We start from the raw sequence: 24,807 nt of genomic DNA on the forward strand, positions 1-24,807 counted from the left end.
GCAGGAGGTTGATCCATGAAGACATGGCTCAACCAAGGCGCCTCCGGCGGCCTGGCAGGGGCCTGAAAACAGATGAGAAATCAGGCGAGACAGAGCTCAATCAACCCGCCTCGAAACACAAAAATTCAGACGCTCCCCGGCTTCTCGCCGCGCACTTCGACAAGTGCACCACCGATCAGAAGATTCAACGCTTCAAGGCTGCGCGATAGGACCGCACCCGTAGCGCCTCTGACTGTCATGTTGCCCAGGTCAAGCGCCCGAAGCGCGAGGGCCGCTGTTCCCAGTGCATTGCGAAGCTCCTGAACCAAAAAGCCGAGCCGCCGTTTCTCGCCAGCAATTTAGCGCATAGAAATTTGCATCTCGCGCTGAAAGCTGAATTCGGTGACTGCATCTGCGATGGCGTTGTCCAGGCATCGATTCAGGGTACGAAACTGATCAACCGAGAAGGGCGCGTCCCGCTCGAACGCAAGGTCAGTGATTGCCTGACACACATCACCGTAGTGGTTGACTACCTGATTTACCGTGTAGCCGAGGTTCAAAAGCGCTCTGCCATGCGCCGTGGCACTAACGCCGATCTCCGACAAGGCAAGAGCATCCCCGCCGGGCGGCCCCGAGATTTTGACACTCGCATCACCATCGTTGTGTGTTTCGGCGGCAAGTGTTCGGATCAGTTGATCCAAGAACATCGGAACGCCTTTTGCAAAGTGCGCTTCGGACGCCACCCGATGATGCGGACGCTGCGCCAGTTTGAGTTTACAACGGGCAATTAACTCGTCACGGTTGTCAGCAAGAAAACGATGCATAGCCACTTTCATGCCAGAGGTGAATTATTCAACACGCTTTTAGTTGTTCTCATTTAAGAGTTTTAAGCACTTGCACTAATTCGAAATTTCGTCCTAACTGCAAAACTTTCATATTCTTTGATTTTCTGCAATCCTCAGTTCGTAGTGAATAACTTAGTAAAGTTTTTGAAGGAAAGCTTTCAGGCTGTCAACCCAATGCAAGGACGGTATTTGGCAATACCAAGCGAAGCGCACGGTAAAAGAAGCCAGTCAACATCAACGCCCACGCCTAGCTTTCGGACGGTGCAAACTAGCAGGGCGCAGTCAGGCTGAAGCAGGCGTCGATGGCCCGGGGTTAGGTGCTGAAGCCGAAGGTTCAGGTTGCACGATTGGGGCGTACAGCATCCTGATCTTGGTCAGCCTCAACCGGACCAATTCGGCATCGAGTGGCGCGCCTTGCGCTGCTGCTTTCATAATTTGATCGTGCTCATCGATCAAGGCTCTGAATGCAACATAGCCGATGTGTGCTGGGTCGAGGGTGTCCATTGCATTCTTTTCGCAGGAACCGGAAATCAGAGGAGCACTGTAGGACGGTTCTGACAAAAGTTCAGTACGTTACCGAACATATAGATGGCGAAATACCTTTTGGGCATGTTGCTCGCGATCGGGCCTTGGTGGCGTCTGGCGCAGATCTGTATGCCGGTGGTGAGAGCTTCTCCATCACTACTGGCTCAGCACGTCCCGCTGCTCCCGCATGGCCTGATTCAGCAATCTAATCGCAGATCGAAGCTTCATCGCCTCGCTCCCGGCGCAAGCGTTTCTCGCTGTTACCGCCTTACCCTCGGGGCTCTTGGGGCCGGTGGACTTTGACCACGGCCTCCATCGCTGGATTGCCTCCCGCTGCCGTTGCCGCCGGTCCTCTGTCCACCCAGCCGCCGGGTTGCCCATGGTCTGCCTCCAATAGTTTGTTTTGCACGGATTTGTTTTCCTCCCCGTGCGCATGCGCGCCCTCGCGCGCACTGTTCGGTACACCGCTGTTGTTCACCTGCTGATTGCCGGCGGCAATGTTGGCCTGCTTCACGAACGTGGCCTGCTGCCTCGGGAATTTCAGATCCACCAGCGCCGTGATGGTGGCCCGGCTTTGCGCCTGCGCCTTCAACGCCAGCCCCAGAAACGCCTCCAGGTTGCGCTGCGATTGCTGCAACTGCGCCCGCCTCGCCAGACTGACGAAGATCGTTTGCAGTGCCGTCGCCTGTCCGACCAGCATCGCCTCCACGGTAGACAGGTCGCCGCCCTTGGTGCGGTCCATGGAATCACGCAAGGCCTCGATCAGCCCCTCAATGCTTGTGTCCTTGCCCAATAGATTGCCGTCGAAGGCTTCGATCACCATCGCCGCGTTGATAGACGGGCGCACCATCGCGCGAGCCTTCGCGCGTGCGTCCGATTCGCCGGGAAAAGTCTCCAGCGGAAGCGGGTTGTTTAGAGCCGGGCCTACTGCGAGTTTGCGCTTTGCATTGCTCATGGTGTTGTCTTCTTGAATTGGTTGCAGCGTTGCAGGATCGGCAGCACATCGATTAGCCGACCACCGGGAACATCGGCGACGGTGCGCACGCCACACCGTCCTTCCGGTCGCAGGTGATCGCACTCCAGGCACAGCCGGTGGTCGTCGCCGTCACGATCCCGAATCACCAGCTTGTCCGCCAGCGCCGTCGCATCGATCAGGTTCAAGCCCCGCGCCACGAACCGTTCGACACGCGAGACCATGCGGTCGATCTCCGCGCCGGTCATCGCATCGGAATGCGGCCAGCACCAGCGGTCGGGATCACGGTCGGGGTCCAGGGCGGAATCGTTCGCGGCTTTGCTGTCGGGAGACTCTGCGACTGCGACAGTTGCGACTTCTGCGACAGTTGCCGCGTATCCCGTCTCATGTGTCGCAACTGTCGCAGGTGTCGCAGTCGCACATGCCGTTGTGGCAAGCGCCCGCAGACTCCCTTTGCGCATCAGGTCCGCCAGGCTCATGACGACACCCCCACCCGCGACACCAGCAACACGGGGTTGATCTGCACCAGCTTCTTGCGCCCGTCCTGCACCGTGCGCGCCCGGCCCAGTTCCTCCAGCTCTTTCACGGCGGCGGTGAATGCGGCTTTGTCGCGCAGCCCACCGGGTCCACAACGCTGCACTTCCCGCGTCGGCACTTGGTCCGTGCGCTCACGCCGGCAATAGTCCAGCATCCACGATATGCGCGGGGGCTTGGGCTGCGCCTTGTCGAGGTCGCGCAGTTCGCGTTCCTCCATGGTGCTGCCCTTGCCGCTCTTGGCCTGCACCTTGATCTTTTCTTTGACACCGGCGCGCTGCGATTCCCAGATCTCATGGTCTGACTTGTAGGTCGTCAGGACGGGTTTGGCAGCCTATTGCTGGGCCGCCTCATAGTCACGAATGCTTCGGGTAAAAAAGCCGTCACAGGTCGATTTGCGCTCACCCGAATCGCCCGGCAGCGTCCAGGTACGCATGCAGGTACTCGTCCAGGTTGTGATGACAAGGCATCTCATGCTCCTTGCCGCCCTTCTCATGCAGCCGCACCCAGGAGCGCCGACCCTGCACATAGACATCCTCCACCCGCATGTCGATCGCCGCACCCACACGGGCAAAGGTGTAGGCCATCAACCCGATCAGCGCCCGATCGCGCAAGCCGACTGGCGTCGTGATGTCGATCGCATCCAGCATCGCCCTCGCCTCGCCGGCTGCGAGTACGGGTGTTTTTCCCTTGCGCACCGAATGCCGTGGCCCCCGCACCGAGCTGGCTGGATTCGATGTCATCACCTGGCCCACCACCAGCCAGTCAAAGGGCACCCGCAGCGCGGCCAGATGCTGCTTCACCGAGGGGTCAGACAAGCGCGCCTGCAGCTGCTCGATGTAAGCCGCTTCATGCACCGGCCCGATCCCCGCCAGATCGTGCAACCCGTGCCGGCTGCAGCAAGCCGAAAAGTCCGGATATTTGGCCGTGAAGAACTCCAGCGTGCGCTGCCCCGCGGCCGGCGTGCGCCGAAACAGCGCCGGCAGCCCGGCAATCGAGGCCAGTGCGACCGAAAACCGCACTGAACTGACTCTGATCCTCAAGTGCGTCCATTCATGACTGATAACGTCCTTTATCAGTCTTTGAAAAACGCCACCTTCAAAACAGATCAGAAGTTGCCATCCTCGGTTTCATACGACGCACGCTGATAAAGCGCGCCGCAAGGTCAGGCGCTCCGAACGCATCAATTTCCCAATTCCCCATCCGGACCCACAGCGCCATGGTGGCATTGCTGGCCAGCCTGACTGTGTCTTGCAACGATAGATACCTCCTGCAAACGAAGAACGATTCAGCCGCTGGCTGTCCTTGAATTCGAGGGGCTTGAAAACTTTCTTGGCGTTCCTATGTCGTCGACTGGAAGCGCTGGAGACGCCTCCGGTGCTCTATTCAACCTGAATGGAGGTACTCGCTATGTATCGATCACTTTCCGCCCGTGATCTGTTCGCAGAGATAGATCGTCTGCAGCGCGACATGCAGCAGGCTTTCGATCCCTCGCCGAGCATCCGCGGCCTGGGCCGCGGCTTTCCCGCTTTGAATATCGGGGCCACACCAAAGTCCATCGAGATCTATGCGTTCGCGCCGGGCATAGACCCCAGCGCGCTGGACGTCTCCCTTGACCGAGGCGTGCTCACGATTGCCGGCAAGCGCAGTCCGCTTCCCAAGCAGGAGCAAAGCGCTGCGGTGCACATCAACGAACGCTTCGAAGGTCCTTTCCGCAGGGTGATGGCTCTGTCCGAGGACGCAGACCCCGACGCGCTCAGCGCCACTTACCGCGATGGCGTTCTGCGCATCACCATTCAACGACGCGTGTCGACTCAGCCGCGTCGCATCGCCATTCAGTAAAGGAGCCAAACCGTGAACGATATCGAAACTCAAAACAAGACCCGGGTCACCCAGAGTGATGACACGGCAAGGAACAACACTGCATACAGTGCGCCGGCGTTGACGCCAGCGGTGGATGTGGTGGAGGACGGCACCGGCATCACTCTGTATGCGGACTTGCCAGGCGTGTCGAAAGAAAAACTGCACCTGCAAGCCGAGGCCGATACCCTCACCATCGAGGCCGAGCTTGACCTGGCGATGCCTGAAGGCCTCCAGTCCACCCACACAGAAGTGGCATTGGGGCGCTTTCGCCGAACGTTCAAGTTGAGCAAGGAGCTGGAGGCTTCCAAGGTAACGGCCAAGCTCGTGCAAGGCGTGCTGATGCTGCGCATACCCAAAGCAGAGCACGCACAGCCAAGGCGGATTCACGTCGAAGGATGAGCGCAAAGCCCGGGTCTGCTGGCAGCACTCTTGTTGCTCGCTGAGTCGGGCTTTGTCTGTTTGCGACGGCCGGACATCACGCCCCAGCCGGTCTCTGACAACCACCTTGAAATGCTCTGTCCGTACCGTTAAATTCGCCTTGTTTTTGTTTTTGATCAAACAGAAAGGAGCTTTGAAATGGCCATGGATTTGCTCAGGCTGCTTGCAGCGTCCCCGCTGCCGGCCATTTGTCGCACCCCCGAAGAGATCGACGCGGTTCGTCTGCTTCGCGCAGCCGGCCTGGTGATCGCGCTGACGCCCCCGGTCGAGGCAAGCTCGTCGTCCCCTGAAACCGATCACGCCGTGGTCCTCGCGATCACCTCCAGGGGGCGCGAGGAACTCCAGGCTTTCACCTTTCCCGCCATGACGCCGACCCCACCAGCATCGCCAAGTGGACCGTCCGCGTCATGGCGGGTAACGCCCGGTCACAGCCCAAGGCTGCGGCGTTAGGAGATGAGCATGCAGCAACAACTGATCGAGACAATCGAATACCGGGGCATGCAGATCGCCATCAAAGTGGACGCGCATGCGGAGCGCGTATTCGGACAGGCCGACGTCTGCGCCGGCGACGAGTTCAAGGCCAGACTGGTGCTCGGCGCCATGCAGCAACGCCAGGATGCGGTTCTTAAAAGGGTGCGTTGCCTTGCCAAGGCCAAGGTCGACGCCTGGAGCGTCGCAAACACCGCCTTGAAGGCGGTACGGCAGTCTTCGCACGGAGCTGCTGCGCGGGATTCGCCGGACGGTGCGTAAGGCGCGGCTGTCAACAAAATGCGGTGAAGGGAATGTCACATCCGATGGCACCGCAGCAACGATCACCGGCGCTCGCCGCTCGCAAGCCGACCCTGGAATTGGCATCTCAAACTCATTTTCACTGGAGATCATGATGGCAAACGATCCTAAAGAGACAGCGCTCGACCGCAAGCTCATTTCCTTGAAAGAGCCGCACGAAGTCCGGTCCTAGACGCAGGCGCTGGGCTGCACCAAAGCCGAGCTTGAAGACGCGGTGAAAGCGGTTGGAAATTCGGCGGACAAGGTTCGTCAACACCTGGCCAAAACCAAGTGAACAAGCGCAAGAAACTTGTGAGACAGATCGGCACAGCTGTGGTTTTAGGAGCGGGCGTCTTTGTCGCCGTGATGTTCACCCGGGTCGCGCCTTGACGTATTGCCGAAGCTCGAAGACCAGCGAAAGCTTGTGACGACGTGCGGCAGCTCAACCATTGACGGACTCTGCTAGTCACGCCTGCAACCGAAGTGCGCCTACTTAAATAGATAGACTTTTCTCACCCTGCTGGTGCATCGAACAAAAGCATCTTGCTGCCTCACACAACTCGGAGGCAGTGATGGCACCAGTAGAGACAATCGCGATCGACAGAGGCTTGAACTATGGAGGGGAGCAGCAAGCGGATATAGCCGTGTCCTGGGGCGCCATCTTCGCCGGTGCGGCTGCGGCCGCAGCGCTGTCTTTGATTCTTCTGATGCTTGGCGCTGGCCTCGGCCTGTCGTCCGTTTCACCGTGGCGCAACGACGGTGCGAGCGCCTCTGCCATCGGGATCTCGACGGTGGTCTGGCTGGCGTTCACGCAACTTGCTGCGTCTGGCATGGGCGGCTATTTGGCCGGGCGTTTGCGAAGCAAGTGGACCGGCATCCACGCCCACGAGGCCTACTTCCGTGACACAGCGCATGGCTTTCTCGCGTGGGCTGTGGCCACCCTGGTGACCGCAGCCCTTTTGACCTCAGCGATCGGGGGCATCCTCGGCGCCGGGGCCAAGGCCGGTGTCGCGATGACCGGCATTTCAGGTGGTGCAGCTGCTATGGCGGCTGGCGGCGGATCGGTTCCAGGCGGTGCCAGCGCAATGGTTGGCGCAGGTACCAGCGGTTCCCCAGGCACCGGTTATTTCGTGGACTCGCTTTTCCGCAAGGACGCCGATGCGGCGCCGAATTCGGCGCCTGCTGCGCCCTCCACCGATTCGTCCAATGCGGCGGGCTCAACCGCTGCGGGTTCGGGCAACCCACCCTCTGGCAAGACGCCGCCCACCGCCGAGGTGACGCGCATCTTCATGAACAGCATCGGTTCCAACGCCGGTAGCGGCGCGCTGCCGCCGGACGATCAGCGCTATGTGGCCCAGCTCGTCGCGCAACGCACAGGTCTCAGCCGGCAAGACGCCGAGAAACGGGTGGCTGACACGTACACCAAGCTGCAAGCCAAGATGCGCGATGCCGAAACCGCGGCGCGTGATGCGGCGGACAAAGCGCGCAAAGCGTCCGCCTACGCCACGCTGTGGATGTTCATCACGCTGCTCATCGGTGCCTTTGTCGCAAGCCTCGCCGCAACGTTTGGCGGGCGCCGTCGTGACCTTCCCATCCACACACTCTGAAGGAGAAATTCCATGCGTTCACTGCTCTTGCTTTTCCTGGGTGTGCCGATTCCCATCATCATCCTGATCGCCCTGTTCATGCACTGAGCGAAACCGCGGATACGGCCCCGAATGACCAACATGGTCAACCTTGGCAGTAGCGGGTTGGCGCCACCGGCGGACGGCTGCGTCGACAACATCGGCGCCGGCGAAGAACGCCCTGGAGAGAAGCTGATGGCGGGTGAAAATTTCACGCAGGTCTTCGGTGCCGCCGGCGCTTCCCGGAGGCCCTGGGACCGGGCGTGCATCGGGCTCGAGCGGTTCCTCCTGGCACAAGCACCGGTGTATGCGGACGTGTGCGCCGAGCTGGCAAACGGGCGTAAGGAATCGCATTGGATGTGGTTCATCTTTCCGCAGCTGCAGGGTCTAGGCAAAAGCGCTGCAGCGCGCTTCTACGGCATCGTTGACCGAGACGAGGCGGATGCGTACTGGAGCCACCCCGTGCTGCGTCAGCGTCTCCTGCGATGCACCCGACTCGTGCTGTCGATCAGGGGCAGCACGGCACGTCAGATCTTCGGCTCACCTGACGATTTGAAGCTGCAGTCGTGCATGACGCTGTTCTTGGTTGTCGCGCAGTCAGAGCCTATGTTCGGAGATGTGCTTAGGCGCCATTACGCCGGCGCAAACGACCCGGTCACCTATTCGCTGGTGAACTGACAGCGGCATGGCGGCAGTGACTTACATCTTGCTTCGAACAAAACCGACCTGGCCGGCATGCTAGAAAACCCACCGTACAGACCCTGCAATTCACGGCGCGCTCCATCATGATCGGCATCGTCATTCCGGCCCATAACGAGGAGCTGGCCATCGGTCGATGTTTGCAAGCAGTCAACGCCTACAAGGTGCATGCGGCTTTGCATAGTGAGTTTGTCGAAGTTTTGGTGGTGCTGGACAGTTGCACGGATTCCCCAGCGACGAAAGCCGAGTGCGCACGGGTACCGACGGTGAGTGTCAATGCCCGCAGCGTCCGACTGGCGCGCGCCATCGGCGCAGACGCCTTGCTGAAGTGAGGGGCGCGATGGTTGGGGTTCACCGATGCCGATACATTGGTATCGCCGAGCTGGCTGGTCGATCAACTCTCACTCGATGCGGATGCGGTGTGCGGAACTGTCGGAGTGGACGATTGGTCACCCCATGGCGCGCATGCCAAACTTTTGCATTGGCATTTTTTGCAGACCTACATGGACCGGGATGGTCACAAACACGTTCACGGTGCCAACATGGGCGTGTCTGCCGAAGCTTATCGTCGCGCGGGTGGCTTCAAGAGCCTTGCATGCAGTGAGGACCATGCGCTGATTCACGCATTGGAAGCCGCAGGGCTCGAATCGCCTGGAGCGCAAAACCGCGCGTATCGACAAGCGTCCGCCGTGATGGCCGCGCTCAAGGGGGTTTTGCGGATGCGCTAATCAATGCAGTGGTACAGCGGTCGGCCCAGGGTTCAGTGCTGGCAAAAGGTGCTTCATGACGACTGACTATTCCTTCGCATACCGCGGCTGGAGCTTCATTTGCAGTGTGGAACGGCCTAGCGACGCTCTGTACCAACCCATGTTTTTGTATCGCTATGGCTTTTCGGGAATGGAGCAGCAGGCCCTGCATATGCACAGCCCGAGCCCTATAAGACCGCTGCCGATGCACTCAGGCACGCCCAACAACAGGCGGTGTGCTGAGTTCGTGATAAGACTGGACAAGGTCGGGGTCGGGTTAACGGGAAGACAGAATCCTTGTGCCATTTGAGACGCAGGGGCAGGGGCGCCAGCATATAAGCGAGCGCGTACCCATGACACCCTGAAGGTACCCATGTCAACCCTGAGAGCGTCCGCAACGAATTGATACTAAAGTGGTAGTCACAGCTCACCGTGCGCCTTCCCGACAGGACCCGACCTCATGGACTTCGAAGTTAACCCGCTGCATCACTTGCTGCGAGCGCTGGCCGCGCACGACGCACGCATCATGCGACTGCACGCCCAACTCTCGGCAGCTCAGGTTCTGCAGCACTGCGGGGTCGGCTCCGGTCCGGCAGCTGCCAATGTCCGGGCGTTAGCAGACGAGGAAGCCCGGCGCAGTGGAGCGCGGGCGCTCCTTCAGCAGCATCTTGGCGAACTCATCGAGCAGGTGCTCGAGCGGATGCGGGTTTGATGACAGAGCGTGCTGTGTTCTCGATAAGGCAGCAGGCCTCCCGAACTCCGGCGCAAACGCGATCGCTTACCTGACCAAAGCCTGATGGATTCCTGTTTGTTAACGAGAGACAAACCAATCTTCAGACGACTGGTAACAAAGAATGACGTCTGCACGAAAACGTTAGTCGAAGTGTCCGCAGTAGTTGGTAGGCTCGCGCGGTGCCACCGGCTAAAAAGCAATGACAGCCTCGAATACATCAGCTTTGCGCTTGGTCGCCCCGTTTCGAAACAAACCCTGGCGCGGGTACGCCTTCGCCGTGGGCTCTTTCACCGCTGCGTTAGGGGCCCGTTTTGGCCTCGACGACGTATTGGCCAACGGCTTCCCTTTTCTTACCTTCTTCCCGGCGATCGTTCTGTCCACGCTCCTAGGTGGCAGGGGTCCCGGCGCCGCATGTGCGTGTGTTTCGGTATTCGCAGCCTGGTATTGGTTTATCGAACCCCGCAACAGCCTAGACTTGAATGCGAACGGGGTGTTCGCGATGGGATTTTTTGCCGTTGTTGCGGCGGTGGATGTCTGGGTAATCGACCTGTTGACGAGATCCCTGCAAAGCCTCGATGCGCTGCAAAGGCGCACTGACGAACTCGTCGTCCAGCGGACCACTCTTTTCCACGAACTTCAGCACCGCGTAGCAAACAACCTCATGGTCGTCGCGACGTCGCTTGCCGTGCAGAAGCGACGTCTGAAACACAATCCGGAAGCAGTGGAGGCGTTGGAGACAGCACGACATAGCTTTGAAGTGCTCTCCAGAATTCATCGTCGCCTCTATGACCCAGCCAACGCTAACGTCGCGTTCGGCCCTTATCTGCAAGCGCTCTGCAATGACTTTTTAGGCGCTGCGGACGCGACCCACATTCGCTGCACTGTGGAATGCCCGCAACTTACGTTCGACGCGGATCGGGCCATCACGCTCTCCTTGTTTGTTTTGGAAGCGGTGACAAACGCAGTGAAACACGCGTTCGATGCCGGCCAAGCCGGCCAGATCGCAGTCCGGCTCAATCCAGAGACGATGCGCCCCGTGGAGTACGTGCTGACGGTCGAAGACAACGGCCGCGGCGTACCTCGCACTTTCGATGTGAATCAGAGCGAGCGATTGGGCATGGGAATAATGAAAGGCTTTGCGCGCGCACTCGGCGGCCAAATCGCCATAGCGGCCAGCGAGACTGGCGGCACCATCGTACGGGTGCGTTTTCCTGAGACACAGCTCGCCTCCCCCTACAGGTTTCGACCACAGAGCCAATGAAATTGTGAATTTGCTTTGGAGTAACGCGGACGATCCCTCTCGTCTTCTCTTGAATTCCTTCGTCACGCTGCTGCCCTGTGCTTCAGAACCACCGGAGTGGGCCACCCTCCTCTCGAATTCACAATGAAACCTAACGGCATCCGGACTCCGGTAGACCTGTCAAGCGATCAGGCAGTCCTGCTCGAACTCTCGCGCGGCCAACGGGAGACATCCGATCCTCACGTGATGCTTCATGTTGCCTGTGCGGCACTGGGCAAACAAATTAGTGTGGACAGCGTCGGATTCTTCGAGACGGACGTGCAGACCCTCAGCTTTATCACCGGCTGGTCTGACGGCGTTTTACTGCCGTTGACGGGGCAGTCAGCAGCGGCTCTCATCGGTACAGCGTACCTCGCGGAGGTGGTCGCAGGTCGGACGTTAAGCATCGCGGACACGCGACTGGATCCTCGCACCACCGGCTCCATTTTCGTCGTCCGAGGGGGCGCGTCGATGGTCAGCATGCCGATCATGCGGGCGGGCAGCTGGCGTGCGGGCCTCTACATCAATCATGGGGTTACCCGCAAATGGACAGTTGGCGAATTACGCCTAGTTCGTGCGGTGGCGGATCAAACGTGGGACGCTGTTGAACGCGCACGGGCGGTGGGCGCACTGGCTGAAAGTCAGGCGCGCCTGCTGGCCATTACAAATTCAATTGATCAGATGCTCTGGGCTGCTCTCCCGAGTGGCGATCACGATTTTTTCAATCAACGCTGGTATGACTTCACCGGGACACCTGTCGGGTCCACTGACGGAGAGGGCTGGAGCAACATGTTCCATGCCGACGACCAGCAGCGCGCCTGGACCACTTGGCGGGCTTCTCTTACAACCGGCGAGCCGTACCACATTGAATACAGGCTCCGGCATCACTCAGGGAACTACCACTGGGTATTGGGGAGGGCGCAACCTGCGCGTGACAGTTCGGGCCGCATCACTCGATGGTATGGATCCTGCACGGACATTGATGAAATCGTCCAAGCCAGGGAGGTGCTGGCACGGTCGCGAGACGAACTCGCGCGCATCGTTGAAGAGCGCACTCTTGAGCGAGACCGGGCGTGGAAATTTGCACAAGACCTTCAGGCGGTGGTGGATGCCAACGGGACTTTCAAGGCGGCCAACGATGCGTGGCACAACATTCTCGGCTGGCAGCCTGAGGAGCTGATCGGTCGTCACCACCTCGACTTCAACCACCCGGAGCACCGCGACGCCAGTCAGCAGGCCTTAGATGAGGCAGCTGCGCCTCGACCGCGTGTTTACGAGACGCGATGCCGGCACAAGGATGGAACTTATCGATGGATCGCCTGGGTTACGGCCGTGGAAGGGGGGTTGATCTATGCCAGCGGCCGAGACGTCACGGCCGAAAAGGCGACTGCGCAAGCGCTGGAGACGACACGTGAGGCTTTGCGCCAAAGCCAGAAGATGGAGACCATGGGGCAGATCACAGGCGGGATTGCCCACGACTTCAATAATCTGCTTCAGGCGGCCTCCGGCAGTCTGGAACTCATTCGACGCAAGCCCGACGATGCGAACAAGGTTCGTGCGTGGGCTGCCCAGGGTGCGGAGGCCATCGGACGCGGTGCCAAACTCACAGGGCAACTGCTGGCGTTCTCACGGCTGCAGGAACTCGAGTTCAAGCCGCTGAACCTTGCGGTACTCATCATGGACCTGAAAGATCTGCTGATGCGAAGCGCAGGGCCCACGGTGCGCGTGCATCTGGACCTGCAAGCGCAAGAGCTCAATGTCCTCGGGGACGAAACGCAGATAGAAATGGCTTTACTCAATTTGGCGGTCAACGCCCGCGATGCGATGCCCACTGGCGGGGAACTGACGATCTCGGCGTCGCGTCGCTTCACGGTCGCGTGCGACGAAATTCCTGCAGGCGACTTCGTTATATTGAACGTCATCGATACCGGTGTTGGCATGCCTCCCGAAACTGCTGCACGTGCCTTCGATCCTTTCTTCACCACCAAAGAAGTGGGGCGAGGCACTGGCCTAGGACTAAGTCAGGTGTACGGAATGATAAGGCAGACTGGCGGCACGGTTCGGCTGGAGAGCCGTGTCAACGTAGGAACCCTCGTGTCGATGCAGTTCCCATGTGTGGGTGCAGTGACCGCTGCTAACCGGGACATCATTGAGCAGACGCAAGACCCGCAGATTGGCTTGAAGGTCCTGATCGTGGACGACGATCCCGGCGTACGTCGCTTTTTGGCCGACGCGTTGGAGGCCTTGGGCTACACGAGCGTAGAAGCGGAAGATGGCTTTGCAGGCATCGCCGCGTTGGCCACGGTCAAACCGGATGTGATGATTGTTGATTTCGCCATGCCCAGCATGACAGGCGCCGACGTTGCGCGTGAAGTCCGTGCGCGTTGCCCCGCGCTGCCGATTATTTTTGCAAGTGGCTTTGCCGATACGCAAGCCATCCAAAGCGTCCCGGGCCTGGCTGCGCCGATGCTCCGGAAACCCTTCCGCATCGCAGAGCTCGAGGGCGTATTGGAAACCGTTCTACGGGAGACCATAGCCGACACACGCAAGGACGTAGAAAGTCCACCGAGGTTTCACCAAGACCAACTACCGCAGGTACGCCAGATCGCGGACATCGGAACGAATGGCATCGCGGCTTCCGCCATGAACGAAAAGACTGACGAAAAGCTCCAGACGGCGACGCAGCGCGTGCAGGATCTGGACTGATGCACTGACCGATGCTTCCATATCATCAAGTGCTGCAACGTCCGGGAAGCTCCAGAGCGCTGAATCAGGCTGACCAGGCCAGCGAGGCTGAGACAGGACCGTCGAACTGTCCAGCGTCACAACGAATGCCGAACGGGAAAGATCAGGCAGTGCAAGGTCGGCCCAACTGCGTAGCGGCTCGTTCGGCAGAGGAACGCCAGCGATGCGAAGTGCCTCCATAGCAGCTGGATGTATCGTTCGAGAAATCTGTCCCGGCTGACCGCATGAAAGCGATGCGAACTGGTTCCTGGCGATGTGAGATAGGCTCGCCTGCGCGAGTTTGCTACGCAATGAGTTGCGGCGGGAAACGAAAATGACAGTGGGGTAGGTACTCATCGTTCACGGCCTGTCCACGGACGAAGGCACATCATTGCTCGCGGCCATCCACAGGCTGTCATTCCAGTTGGGGGATTAATGTTGACGTTCTGTCCTGGTCCGTCGACAGGGGGTTCACCAATGATGGTCAACTTTCCATCTCTTTCCAAAACGGCGCGCTGAACATCCGCAATCGCCTTGTCACCGGGGATTGCCGGACGGCCTCCTGAAGATTTCTGTCGGTGACCAGCGCGTGGCGCATGGCCACCCGATCTATCTGTCCGTGATGGACCAAGTCGATTTCCCGCCCCGTCACCAAATCCTCAAACCATCGCCAGCGGATACTGAGCAACGCCACCGCACGATGTAAGAACACGATAACCGCGGCTGCCGCAACAGTCGAGACGAAGGGGAAGGCACCCACGACTGCTCGGCTCAACACGGCGCCCAGCAAGACGGTGACACACGCGTCGCTCGGGCTGTGCTGTCCGAGGGACCGCCGGCCTGAGGCGCGAATAAGCCCGAGGGCGATACCAACCGACTACGCCTCGCGTCGCCATCTGCCAACTTTGAAGGTCGGTGCCTTCGCCAAAGATCAGCTTCATCAAGTGAGTCACGTCCGTCACCTACGCTCTGGAACAAATAGGCAGTGCGAGCATGTTGCGCTTTCACCTCAAAGGAATTGCAGATGTGTTGAATCGGTTCCAAGCTTTTGGAAGTCGAGCTGGAAACAACTCCGACCTACTCAGATGACTGTTGGTTTCGAAGAAGTCCATAAGAAGCGTAAGAGTTGGTTGGCGATGACGTCCAAGGAGCAGCGTCAAGAGATGCGCGAGGAACTTTTCCCGTATTCAAAGGCCCCGCCGATGGTTTTTATATCCTTGACCACCATCACACGGCGGCTGTGCTAGTCAAGAAACAAAGTGACTTTGTGCAGGTTGGCATCGTCAAGGATCTTTCGGCGCTGGAGCCCGAAAGCTTTTGGATATTCCTGGATACTACACGTGGGCCCATCCCTACCACGAGACAGGGGTCAGATGCGATCTCAAAGACATCCCCGACAGCTTCGAAAAGCTCAGAGATGACCCATGCCGCAGTCTCGCCGCGGAAGTTCGGGATGCGGGAGGCTTTTCGAAATCCGACGCGCCGTTTCTGGAGTTTCTGTGGGCCAACTACTTTCGCGCGGCAGTAGATTCAAAGGTTCTTGCGGGGAACAAAAAGAAAGTCGTGAAGCTCGCGCTCAAATTGGCGAAGTCCGACACAAGCGCACAGTTGCCCGGTTGGGCGGGTCCGTCCTGAAGGAACCGATCATGCAGGTCCGGGACGCAACTCGCAACCCGCAACCCGCAACCCGCAAAGGTAACTGCCTTGACTGCCTCGTGGCCTACATAAGAATTAGTCTCTTTGACAGTCCCGGTCTGTCTGGGATTGCTAATCTGCGTTCGGGAAATTTCCCTTCACACCGGAGTTAATGATGAAAGCAACGAGAGTTGGAGTGGCGGTGGTTTTGGCCATGGCCTTTGCGAGCGGAGCGGCAAGTGCCAAGGGCTGCGTTGCAGGCGCGGCAGTTGGCGGCGTCGGAGGGCATTTGGCTGGACACCATGGTTTGCTCGGGGCCGCTGCAGGTTGCGCCGTCGGACGTCACGAGGCAAATAAGAAGGACCGAGCGGACGCGGCACAAAACGCCGCGCGTGCGCCAGCTGCGTCCAACATGAACCAGGTTCCGGCCCGTAAGGAATAAGGCGAATTTCGTTACGCGGGCGGCGAGGATAAAGGGAGTGTCACGAGTCTCCTTTTCTCTTCGCCCTCTGCGTTCTTCTTTTGTATTGAATCGCGTAGCGCGCTACAGACAGTCGGCGTCAGTACGAAAAATCCGACGCAAATCCTTGGATTTGCGCCTACTGAGAGACAAGGTGGGAATTTACGAAGTGCATCCATTCGTTTTTTAGACACTTTCCCTGCACTCGAAGAGTGCCTTTCGCAATCCGTCACTGTCGCCCAACTACTAAAAGAGGCTTTTCTTATGAACGCAAACCCAGTCACTGAAAACGGCAGGCTTGTCACGGGAATCTTCCCTGACCGTGCCAGCGCAGAAACCGCGTACACCGCCGCCGAGGCGCGCGGTTATACCAAGGATGACTTGAATCTCGTGATGTCAGATGAAACGCGCACCCGACATTTTTCTGGCGAAACCGGCGTAAAAACCGAACTAGGAAATAAGGCAGCCGAAGGCGCTGGTGTGGGCGGTGCCATTGGCGGCGCCGTCGGTGCGACGATCGCAGCCATTGCCGCGTTGGGAACCAACCTGGTTCTTCCAGGCCTCGGACTGGTCATTGCGGGCCCACTGGCTGCAGCAGTGGCGGGCGCCGGTGCCGGCGCTGCAAGCGGTGGCTTGGTGGGCGCTATCGTGGGTTGGAACATGCCTGAGGAGCGCATCAAGCACTACGAAGACGGTATCAAGAAGGGCGGCATTCTTATGGGTCTACGCGCGAAGAATGACGCTGATGCAGCGCATCTTCAAGACCAATGGAAGCAGTCGCGCGGCGAGCATATCTATCGTTAACGGTTCAGGGGCGAGCGGCAGCAACCCCCTGCCCGCCCCCACCGCTTACCAGCTTTGACGAAAATCGATAAGGACACTCTTATGAAACTGCTAACCACAACACTCATATGTAGCGCCATGGCAATCGCCAGCGCAGGCGTCTCAGCCCAAGATGCGGTGAAAAAAGACGGGATAGCCAAGGACAGCGGCTCAACGATGGTGATGACTGCTCAACAGTGCAAAGAGCACATGGCCATGGCCCAGAATTCGGTGAAAAAAGATAGCTCGGTGATGAAGAAGGACGCAATGTGCAACGAGTTGCTTAACAAGGATTCGACGGTGCGCAAAGACAACAAGACCGGTGAAGTCGTGAAACCCTGATGGGCAGCGATCCCATTGCCTTGGCGGGGTCTAAGTCAAAGACTGAACGTTTTTAACTGCATTCTGGCGTTTTCCGGTCTTGCATTAATTTGCGGATAGGGGCGCGAGTTGCCAGGGCATGAACGTCTCGATGCAGGACGCGTTCAACCTCGGCTGGAAGCTCGCCTCGGTTCTCGATAGCCGCGTCGCGCCTGAGCTGCTGCGCACCTACTCTGTCGAGCGCCAGGCAATCGCGCAGGGCCTTATCGACTTCGACAGGGAGTGGTCGAAGATCATGGGATCGGCACCGCAAGACCCAGACCATCCCGAACTTGGCGGTGTCGACCCGCAGGAACTCCAGGCTTACTTCGTGAAGTCGGGTCGGTACACCGTCGGCGTCCCGACGCACTACGCACCGACGACCGTACTGACAGCCGACGCGACCCACCAGGCTCTGGCCAAAGGCTTCACGATCGGTATGCGGTTTCACTCGGCACCCGTCGTGCGGCTTGCCGACGCCAAGCCGATGCAGCTTGGCCATGCAGCGCGTGCCGACGGCGCTTGGCGTATCTACGCGTTCGCCGATGAAAGCGGCGCGCGGCTGCGCGACCTTGCCGCTTTCCTGGCGGAATCTCCTGATTCGCCAGTCGGCCGCTTCACGCCAGCAGGATCGGACATCGACAGTGTCATTGACTTTCGCGCCATCTTCCAGCAGAGGCACCTCGACTGTTGGCGTAGGCACGTTTTTGAGCAAGAGGGGATGCGGATGAAATCTTCGACTGGCTATATGTCGGAATTCCTAGACTCTAGTTTTGCAGCCAGCGCCCTGCAAGAGGTATGGTGGGCATTGCACCGCGTCATTAAGCGGAACTCGCTGACGGCACGCCAGTCGCACAATCGCCAGCCCCGAGGCGGGGTCTCCGCGGCGGCGCGCAAAAGTTCCGTGGCGAAGTTGAGAAAATTTGATCCGGAAGTGGTGAGCCTGTGCCCGTCGCTTATCGGCAGAAAGCTCCTGAACAACTAGCGGACTCGCGTGCAGAGGCAGGCAGTGTTACGAGGCTACCGGCGCTTCGATTGCTTAAGAAACATGCTTGCCAATCAGGCCGGCCATTTCAAACATCGTGACTTGAGGCTTGCCGAAGACCTCGAGCAGCTTTGCGTCGGCGTTGATGTTGCGTTTGTTGGCCTTGTCCTGGAGGTCGTGCTCCTTGATGTAAACCCAGAGCAGCTTCACGATCTCAGTGCGCGGCACCGGCGTGGGCCCAATCACCGCAGCCAGCGCCGGACTCAGTGTGAGTGCTTTCATGAACGAAGGGCTAACCTTCTTTTTCGCTGGCGCCGCAGGCGCGATTAATTTTGCAGTAGCTTTTTTTTCAGTTGCCATTAGGTTTGATTTTGTGGTGCTGTTGACAGACGGTAATGGTACAAAAAAAAACGCTTTTCCCTGTGAAGCTTCGACTACGTGGTTATTCGTGAGCATCGAGGTTGAGAACGCGTGCCACTCGATTTGGCTGGAAGTCTCGCCGTGCAAGTAAACGTCGTGGCTTGTTTCGACGGTAGATGTGGGTTGCCGCATGCGTCCGCGCGATGCCGGCGAGTCTTGTACTATGCGCAGAAAATATCGAGTTTACACAGACCACGGTGCATCAACTAATTGAGACTATTGACTACCAAGCTTTTGTCCCGGGGTTTCAGTGCATCGGGGACTTACATGCGCGCCACACCAACGGAACCTGAAATCAAATCGGTCTGAATCGGGCATCGCTGCGGGTTACGCACACCGCCGCGGAGATTCGGGCCTTTCGAACGGCACGGTGCAGTCCCACAGGCCGAGACCTGTCCCTCCACGGCAACCAACTGCGGCGCCGGGTAATGCGACGCAGGCGCTGCACTATGGAACGCGCATGGATCGACACACCTGGGATGAACGCAAGCGAAGCGCTACGCGTCGCATCGGTAGGTCATCGCCGTACTAGAAGGAGGAGGAAAGCGTCGAGCTCTGGTGCGACTCTCCTTTATTTGGCGTGCAAATTGGTCGTTTGCGATGCAACTTCGAGTCGCACAAGATGTCCGAGTGGGACGGTGGTTCCGAAGAAGCCGGCGCCACGACAGCCCGACTGAAAATGCGCCGAAGACAATCTCTATTCGTAATGCCCACGCATGCGGTGGCCTTCGCCATCGCGGCGGGCCGGCATCCAACTCCGCGCGTGGCGACGCTGGTGCATGTCGCCATGTTCCATTTCACGACGGTCCATTTCGCTTCCGCCACGGTCCCGCTGGTCTATCGCGCGCTGCATCATGTCGCGGTGCTCCATTTCGCGCTGCTCCATGCTGCGCCGGTCGCCGAAATGGCGGTCCATCTCCCTGCCATCCCGCTGATCCATCGGTTGGCTGATCGCCGCGGCAGATATTGCACAGGCGGCAAAAGCAAGCAGTAATTTCTTCATCGATGTCTCCTTTGACGCACCGGGGTGGCGCGTGACCGCGACCGTAGCGTCACGGCAAGGAACGGAACGTAGGTGTGCGCCTATTTGAGTGAGAGAGTTGCGCGCGCGAATCAAACACTGTTGTGGCTGCCGCCCTCGTCTCGCACAAGAGCGTGAGCGCCACCGGCAGAGACATTGCACGAGTGCCTAAAGTTTATTCGCAAACCTAGTATTACCACGACCGATTGAATATGCCCTCACTGGCCTGGTTGGTGTGCAAGAACTTAGGCGTGCCGTGTTGCGCTATCGCCTCCTTCACACCATTTGTAAACATCTTGGTGTCTATCGAGATCGACACGCGCTAGACCGGCACCTGGCAGCAATACCAGTCGATCACCACATCCAAATAAACCACGCCCTGGGTCATCGGGATTGAGCTGATGTCCATCGCGCGGCCCTAGGAGCATGGAGTAACACCGGGTGACAGGCATCGCGCGCAGCAGATATCGATGATCGTGCGCCCGGGCATCTTCTTGCTAATGTTGGGCTTCCTGTATTGCCGTGCTGGCCATGCGAACTCACTACCTTATCCAACGGGTGAGCGTGCTGCACAAGGCCCGCAATCTCAGCGGTGCGGCATCCAATCCCTGCCAGGGCAGCCATATATGCATCGGCACGGAGCTAACTCCAATCCGCTTGCTAAAGCCGAATTCACTCCAGTCAACGTCACAAGCTTGTCATGTTCCCCAGATAGCTTTGGTATCTGGTCAATCCACTTATTTCCTATCTTATGAAGCGATACCTTCTGCCCCTGACCATCGTTGCTACCGGTGTGCTCTCTGCATGTGGCGGTGGCTCTGGCGACAGCAGTGTTCTGCTTTCTTCCGCTCCTGCGGTTGCGCATGTACTTCTGATCAGTGTGGATGGTCTGCATGAGCAGGACGTGGCCCACTGCATCGCGGCAAAAACCTGTCCGTCGATTGCCGCACTGGCGCAAACGGGTGTTAACTACACCAACGCGTCCACCCCTGGGCTGTCGGATTCGTTCCCGGGGCTGGCCGCGCTGGTTACCGGCGGTTCTCCGAAGACTACTGGGCTGTTCTACGACGTCTCCTATGACCGCACGCTTTACGCACCGAGTGACACCGCATGCGCTGGCGTGCAAGGCTGGAACGTCGTGTTCGACGAAACCGTTGGCATCGATAGCGTCAATGGCGGTGCCCGCATCCATCTCGATGGCGGCGGCACTTTCAACCCGCAAGCTATTCCGCACGTCAAAGTGAATGGCAACTGCATGCCCGTTTTTCCACACGACTACATTCAGACCAATACGGTCTTTGAGGTGGTGAAAGCAAACCTTGCTGGTGCGCGCACTGCTTGGGCCGACAAGCATGCTTGGGGTTACGACTGGTTGAATGGTCCGTCAGGCAAGGGCGTTGACGACTTGGCGCGCACCGAAATCAATTCAGTCGATGCCGCCACGGGAACCGAATACACAGACAAATTCGCTCACACCGAGAAATTCGATGACATGCACGTGCAGGCCATCCTCAATCAGATCGATGGAAAGAACTCGACAGGCACATCTGCCGCGGCGGTTCCTACGGTTTTCGGCACCAACTTTCAGACGCTGAGCGTGGCGCAAAAGGCAACCAATGCCAGCGGCGGCGGCTATACAGACGCGACGTTCACGCCAGGCGTTCAGGTCTCCGCCTCCATAGCCTACGTAGACACTGCAATCGGGAAAGTGATAGCAGAGCTGAGTGCAAAGAATCTGCTGACTTCGACATTGCTTGTCTTAACAGCCAAACATGGACAATCACCAGCCGACCACAGCACACTGGTGAAGAATGGCGACACGCTGACAGCGCTGGTGCAATCCAGCGGCTATTTGGACGCTGCCGGCAACTGGGGGCAAAACGCCACCGCCACTGGCAACCTGAACGACGGAACCGGGCTGTCGGGCACCGGCATCATTCAGACGGATGATTTAGGCCTCATTTGGCTGAAAGACCAGCGGCAGGTTGCAGCAGCGGTTGCCACACTCAATGCGAATTTAGGTTGCACCGTCCCGGGAATTTGCGCCAATGGAGCAGGCGCCAGCATTTTATCCGGGGCAGCGCTCACGGCAAAGTTCGGTGACCCAGCTTCAGGGCGCACACCCGACATCATCGTGCAGCCCAATCCGGGCGTGATTTACACGAGCAGCAAGAGTAAAGACGCCGAGCACGGCGGCAACGCACCTGACGATAGTCATGTCGCGCTCATCGTATCGAAGCCGTCAATCATTGCGCAGACCAACACTGCAATGGTTATGACTACGCAGGTGGCACCAACGATACTGACGTCACTCAAGCTGGATCCGAACCTGCTGAATTCAGTGAAACTGGAAGGCACTTCGGTACTCCCCGGTCTGAGCTTCTAAATGCCTTGGGTTGTTGGGGCCGCGGGTCCGGCTTGCGGTTGGCCGCCTGCGAGCTCCACGACCAGATATACCCTGTGCGCACGCGCGCTCCCCCGATACGTGCCCGGTGTCTGGATGCCCCGTGGACTTACGATCCGGCCAACCTTGCCAGCGCCCACGCAAATGTGAGAACCAAGGCAATGACCACTGCCGAGCAGAACCAGACTGTGCCGCCCTCCCGTACCGCCAGCTCGCGAGGGCCCGCACTTCTGCACGCCCGTATTGGGCGCTCCGGCTTGTCCGTCCACCATCCAAAATTTGTTTCGGTTCCGTTTTCCATGTAACTAATTTTAGTTACATCTGGCCCGGTGTGATGGATCAGCTTCGAAGCTCCGCAGCCAAATGCGCAAAACCTAACGAAAGCGCACTTAGTCATGGTGCGTCGCAGAAAGCAAGTCGCGTGTTCGCAATACCTGTTCTGGCAACGCCTCAATATCCGCGCAATTGTCCGCACAGGCGCATTGCTCCCTCTGAGGCGGACACTTGGCTGACCCTAACCGTCACGGCCCCGCCCAAGTGCCAGCACTGATTTCTACCACCTACTCATGGGTGAATGAGATTTCGGCATCTGGGTCCGTTCGCGAGCGGCGCAATACTCACGCATTCGGGATGCACTCCGGGCGTGCGCGATAGGCTCGGCTTGGCTCTATTTGATCGCGACACTCCCATGGGTCAGTTAAGTCCTGGTGTCGGGTTCAAGTCTCGACCTGCAGTACAACATAGGCGTCGAGCCCCTTATGCAACGATCGCTGCCACTGCCTTCGTATCCAGCAAACGCATCGAACTCAGTCGCGATCATCCCATTCGCGGTGATGGTGATGGTCGTGGTCCCCGTGCTCGTGTTCGTGTTCACGGCGCCAGTGGTCGCCACGCTCGTATTGATATTGCGCTGAGGGTCCGTAGTACACCGGCGGCGGGGAGTAGTACGCCTGAGGAGCTTGGCGGTAGTACACCGGCGGAGACGGTTGATAGTAGATCGGCGCCGGACGCGAGAAAACCGGTGCAGGCTCGTAGTAAACCGGGCCCGGTGCATTGATCCCAATGGACCAGTTGACCTGGGCGCTGGCCGACGCAGCGGCCAAGAGGGCTGATATACAGGCCGCACCGACTGCTAGGTGTCGGAACAAATTTGAGCGATTGAGGTTCATGGGAGGTCTCCTACCGGGAGCGAGCGCCGCTCCTATGTCACCATCCAACGCATGCCAGCCGTGCAACGTCGACCGACTGGCGTGTGAAGACTGTTTCTAAAGGTGTCCGTCACTCAGGAATACGTGATCGATAAAGAAGTAATTCAAGCTCTGCGCCAGACCGAGAACTGCGGTAGGTGCAGTCCTGAAAAGCAAGTTTGACGTAAAGCTCGACTGCTCAGATTCGATCTTCGTAGGAATACGTGAACTACTTCCAGGTAGTCCAAGGTTTTGTACGCGTCGCCGTTCTCGGCGAATAGTCTTCGAGTCGGGTTTGTGACGGCTGCGGCGCAAGCTGGAGCATCGACATGGTCTAACCAAAGGCAGACGGGGCATAGGTCGGAGAGCACGGTGCACCGCTATATCCAGGGCATCTCTCCTTTCAAGATGAACGCATCACGGACGGCGCTGCGATTCTGATCACGTTAACCACCGATCTTGACATCCTCCCCGCCCTGAAGGGCGGGGATTCCTACGGTGCTACGCATGAGTGAGCTCACGCGCAGTCGCTTCGGCGGGTTCCTGCTTCACAGAGGCTGGTTTCGCGGTGGTCTTGCGACCACGGCCAGAGCCGTCCTCTCCACAGGCTATGACGCGGTGTCCCCGCGCCAGTATGTTCATTGCGCCGACAACGTCGGCGTTGTTCTCGTAGCCGCAGTCCAGACAGGCGAACAGCGCCTGCGTCTTACGGTTGCCAGCGGCCACGTGTCCGCAGGCCGGACAGGTCTGGCTGGTGTAGTGCGCAGGCACTGCAACCAGCATGCCGCCGCTCCAGTTCAGCTTGTAGTCCAGCTGACGCCTGAATTCGAACCAGCCTTGATCGAGGATGGCTTTGTTCAGCCCTGCCTTCTGCCGCACTTGCTTGCCGGGCGTTTGGACATCGCCTTTGGCCGACCGGCTCATGTTGCGCACCTGCAGATCCTCGACAACGACCATCGCGTGGTTTTTGCTGATGGCAGTCGTGTTCTTGTGCAGGAAGTCTTTGCGGGCGTTGGCGATACGGCCGTGGATGTTCTGAACCTTGGTCCTGGCCTTCTTCCAGTTGTTGCTGAACTTCTTCTTGCGACTCATCGACCGTTGGTAACGGCGAAGACGCACTTCGTGTCTCTTGAAGCTGGACAGTGGGGCCACGAAGCTGCCGTCGCTGAAGGTCGCGAACCGCGCAATGCCGACATCGATGCCGATGGCCGTGATCGCCTCCACCGAGCGCAGCATCGGTGGCTCGACCTCGCGTTCTGTCTGGACAGAGAAGAACCACTTGCCGCCCGACGAGCTGACCGTGATGTTCTTGGGCCTCCCCAGCACGTCCCGGCTCGCGCGGTAGCGCATCCACCCCAGCTTGGGCAGCTTCACCCGACCATTGGCCTGGTCGACCTCGAACTGCTTGGCGTCGGGGTAGCGCAAGCGCGCCGCAGAGTCCTTGCGCTTGAAGCGAGGAAAGCCGGGTTGGCGCCCGGCTTTGACGTTGGAGAAGAAGTTCTTGTAGGCCCGCTCCAGGTCTTTGAGGGCGTGCTGCAAAGGATGCACTGGAGCGTCTTTGAGCCACGGCGTCTCAATGCTGTTTCGCCAGACGGTGAGCAACTTCGCCATGGCCACATAGCCGATGAACTTGCCGCCGGCCTCGTAGTTGGCCTTTTGCAAGGCCAGGGCCTTGTTGAAGACGAACCGGCACGAGCCCGCGAAGCGGCGCATATCGCGCTCCTGCTCGCCGTTGGGCATGAGTTCGAACTTGAAAGCCTGGAGCCGCAGCATGGCTTTAAC

At 58.9% G+C, this 24,807-nt stretch carries 25 protein-coding genes and 3 pseudogenes; 17 read left to right on the plus strand and 11 right to left on the minus strand.

What is annotated here, in order from left to right; translation table 11 throughout:
- A partial coding sequence (locus RCH10_RS23090) for a hypothetical protein (RefSeq protein WP_409054243.1) occupies positions 1–209 on the plus strand: 209 nt, incomplete at its 5' end.
- Between the two features lie 129 nt (positions 210–338).
- Here RCH10_RS23090 and RCH10_RS23095 read toward each other — a convergent pair.
- The 6 genes from RCH10_RS23095 to RCH10_RS23120 all read right to left on the minus strand — a co-directional run bounded on the left by RCH10_RS23095 (position 339) and on the right by RCH10_RS23120 (position 3,878).
- Complete coding sequence (locus RCH10_RS23095) at positions 339–803, minus strand: hypothetical protein (protein ID WP_409054244.1); 465 nt, start codon at positions 801–803, stop codon at positions 339–341.
- 303 nt (positions 804–1,106) lie between these two features.
- Positions 1,107–1,328: a hypothetical protein gene (locus RCH10_RS23100; protein ID WP_409054245.1), complete on the minus strand. Its 222-nt coding sequence runs from the start codon at positions 1,326–1,328 to the stop codon at positions 1,107–1,109.
- 289 nt (positions 1,329–1,617) lie between these two features.
- Positions 1,618–2,304 carry a hypothetical protein gene (locus RCH10_RS23105; RefSeq protein WP_409054246.1) on the minus strand — a complete coding sequence of 229 codons (687 nt, stop codon included), beginning with the start codon at positions 2,302–2,304 and terminating at the stop codon, positions 1,618–1,620.
- Positions 2,301–2,570: a hypothetical protein gene (locus tag RCH10_RS23110; protein ID WP_409054247.1), complete on the minus strand. Its 270-nt coding sequence runs from the start codon at positions 2,568–2,570 to the stop codon at positions 2,301–2,303. The genes RCH10_RS23105 and RCH10_RS23110 overlap by 4 nt, the downstream gene beginning before the upstream one ends.
- A 227-nt stretch (positions 2,571–2,797) precedes the next feature.
- Entirely contained in the window at positions 2,798–3,106 is a 309-nt protein-coding gene (locus RCH10_RS23115; protein WP_409054248.1) for a hypothetical protein, read from the minus strand.
- Positions 3,107–3,257: 151 nt separating this feature from the next.
- Positions 3,258–3,878, minus strand: a complete 621-nt coding sequence (locus tag RCH10_RS23120; protein WP_409054249.1) for a tyrosine-type recombinase/integrase — start codon at positions 3,876–3,878, stop codon at positions 3,258–3,260.
- A gap of 388 nt (positions 3,879–4,266) precedes the next feature.
- On the opposite strand from RCH10_RS23120, the gene RCH10_RS23125 reads away from it, so the two are divergent.
- The 11 genes and pseudogenes from RCH10_RS23125 (at position 4,267) to RCH10_RS23175 (ending at position 13,713) form a co-directional block, all read left to right on the plus strand.
- The gene (locus RCH10_RS23125) at positions 4,267–4,698 is read left to right on the plus strand and encodes an Hsp20/alpha crystallin family protein (RefSeq protein WP_409054250.1); all 432 of its coding nucleotides are present in this window, start codon (positions 4,267–4,269) and stop codon (positions 4,696–4,698) included.
- Positions 4,699–4,710: 12 nt separating this feature from the next.
- Positions 4,711–5,118 (plus strand): Hsp20/alpha crystallin family protein, encoded by a 408-nt coding sequence (locus tag RCH10_RS23130; protein ID WP_409054251.1) that lies wholly within the window; start codon positions 4,711–4,713, stop codon positions 5,116–5,118.
- Positions 5,119–5,295: 177 nt separating this feature from the next.
- On the plus strand, positions 5,296–5,607 hold the full coding sequence (locus RCH10_RS23135) for a hypothetical protein (RefSeq protein WP_409054252.1): 312 nt from the start codon (positions 5,296–5,298) through the stop codon (positions 5,605–5,607).
- A gap of 9 nt (positions 5,608–5,616) precedes the next feature.
- Positions 5,617–5,907 carry a hypothetical protein gene (locus tag RCH10_RS23140; protein ID WP_409054253.1) on the plus strand — a complete coding sequence of 97 codons (291 nt, stop codon included), beginning with the start codon at positions 5,617–5,619 and terminating at the stop codon, positions 5,905–5,907.
- A gap of 220 nt (positions 5,908–6,127) precedes the next feature.
- Positions 6,128–6,220, plus strand: a complete 93-nt coding sequence (locus RCH10_RS23145; RefSeq protein WP_409054293.1) for a DUF3606 domain-containing protein — start codon at positions 6,128–6,130, stop codon at positions 6,218–6,220.
- A gap of 349 nt (positions 6,221–6,569) precedes the next feature.
- Positions 6,570–7,532, plus strand: a complete 963-nt coding sequence (locus RCH10_RS23150) for a hypothetical protein (RefSeq protein ID WP_409054254.1) — start codon at positions 6,570–6,572, stop codon at positions 7,530–7,532.
- 111 nt (positions 7,533–7,643) lie between these two features.
- Positions 7,644–8,228 (plus strand): DUF1810 domain-containing protein, encoded by a 585-nt coding sequence (locus RCH10_RS23155; RefSeq protein WP_409054255.1) that lies wholly within the window; start codon positions 7,644–7,646, stop codon positions 8,226–8,228.
- Positions 8,229–8,335: 107 nt separating this feature from the next.
- A pseudogene (locus tag RCH10_RS23160) lies at positions 8,336–9,036 on the plus strand (glycosyltransferase).
- A gap of 419 nt (positions 9,037–9,455) precedes the next feature.
- On the plus strand, positions 9,456–9,707 hold the full coding sequence (locus RCH10_RS23165) for a hypothetical protein (protein ID WP_409054256.1): 252 nt from the start codon (positions 9,456–9,458) through the stop codon (positions 9,705–9,707).
- Positions 9,708–9,927: 220 nt separating this feature from the next.
- Positions 9,928–10,989, plus strand: coding sequence for a sensor histidine kinase (locus tag RCH10_RS23170; protein ID WP_409054257.1), 1,062 nt, complete (start codon positions 9,928–9,930; stop codon positions 10,987–10,989).
- Positions 10,990–11,112: 123 nt separating this feature from the next.
- Positions 11,113–13,713 (plus strand): PAS domain-containing protein, encoded by a 2,601-nt coding sequence (locus tag RCH10_RS23175; RefSeq protein WP_409054258.1) that lies wholly within the window; start codon positions 11,113–11,115, stop codon positions 13,711–13,713.
- 502 nt (positions 13,714–14,215) lie between these two features.
- Here the strand turns inward: RCH10_RS23175 and RCH10_RS23180 are convergent.
- Positions 14,216–14,491: a hypothetical protein gene (locus RCH10_RS23180; protein ID WP_409054259.1), complete on the minus strand. Its 276-nt coding sequence runs from the start codon at positions 14,489–14,491 to the stop codon at positions 14,216–14,218.
- Positions 14,492–14,675: 184 nt separating this feature from the next.
- Between RCH10_RS23180 and RCH10_RS23185 the strand changes: the two are divergent.
- From RCH10_RS23185 to RCH10_RS23200, 4 genes and pseudogenes are all read left to right on the plus strand, one after another.
- Positions 14,676–15,366, plus strand: a pseudogene (locus tag RCH10_RS23185) (ParB-like protein).
- A gap of 724 nt (positions 15,367–16,090) precedes the next feature.
- The gene (locus RCH10_RS23190; protein ID WP_409054260.1) at positions 16,091–16,630 is read left to right on the plus strand and encodes a hypothetical protein; all 540 of its coding nucleotides are present in this window, start codon (positions 16,091–16,093) and stop codon (positions 16,628–16,630) included.
- Positions 16,631–16,711: 81 nt separating this feature from the next.
- Positions 16,712–16,990 carry a hypothetical protein gene (locus tag RCH10_RS23195; RefSeq protein WP_409054261.1) on the plus strand — a complete coding sequence of 93 codons (279 nt, stop codon included), beginning with the start codon at positions 16,712–16,714 and terminating at the stop codon, positions 16,988–16,990.
- Between the two features lie 112 nt (positions 16,991–17,102).
- Positions 17,103–17,690 (plus strand): annotated as a pseudogene (locus RCH10_RS23200) (FAD-dependent monooxygenase); the annotation flags it as partial.
- 357 nt (positions 17,691–18,047) lie between these two features.
- Here RCH10_RS23200 and RCH10_RS23205 read toward each other — a convergent pair.
- Both RCH10_RS23205 and RCH10_RS23210 read right to left on the minus strand, forming a co-directional pair.
- Positions 18,048–18,353: an SWIB/MDM2 domain-containing protein gene (locus RCH10_RS23205; RefSeq protein ID WP_409054262.1), complete on the minus strand. Its 306-nt coding sequence runs from the start codon at positions 18,351–18,353 to the stop codon at positions 18,048–18,050.
- A gap of 757 nt (positions 18,354–19,110) precedes the next feature.
- Positions 19,111–19,416, minus strand: coding sequence for a hypothetical protein (locus tag RCH10_RS23210; protein WP_409054263.1), 306 nt, complete (start codon positions 19,414–19,416; stop codon positions 19,111–19,113).
- A gap of 769 nt (positions 19,417–20,185) precedes the next feature.
- On the opposite strand from RCH10_RS23210, the gene RCH10_RS23215 reads away from it, so the two are divergent.
- Complete coding sequence (locus tag RCH10_RS23215; protein WP_409054264.1) at positions 20,186–21,820, plus strand: alkaline phosphatase family protein; 1,635 nt, start codon at positions 20,186–20,188, stop codon at positions 21,818–21,820.
- 824 nt (positions 21,821–22,644) lie between these two features.
- Here RCH10_RS23215 and RCH10_RS23220 read toward each other — a convergent pair.
- Together RCH10_RS23220 and RCH10_RS23225 are read right to left on the minus strand one after the other, a co-directional pair.
- Positions 22,645–23,007: a hypothetical protein gene (locus RCH10_RS23220; RefSeq protein WP_409054265.1), complete on the minus strand. Its 363-nt coding sequence runs from the start codon at positions 23,005–23,007 to the stop codon at positions 22,645–22,647.
- Positions 23,008–23,526: 519 nt separating this feature from the next.
- Complete coding sequence (locus tag RCH10_RS23225; RefSeq protein WP_409054266.1) at positions 23,527–24,798, minus strand: RNA-guided endonuclease InsQ/TnpB family protein; 1,272 nt, start codon at positions 24,796–24,798, stop codon at positions 23,527–23,529.
- Positions 24,799–24,807: the final 9 nt, after the last annotated feature.

Origin of the sequence: Variovorax sp. GrIS 2.14 (assembly GCF_046115955.1) — a bacterium.
GTDB lineage: Bacteria > Pseudomonadota > Gammaproteobacteria > Burkholderiales > Burkholderiaceae_C > Variovorax.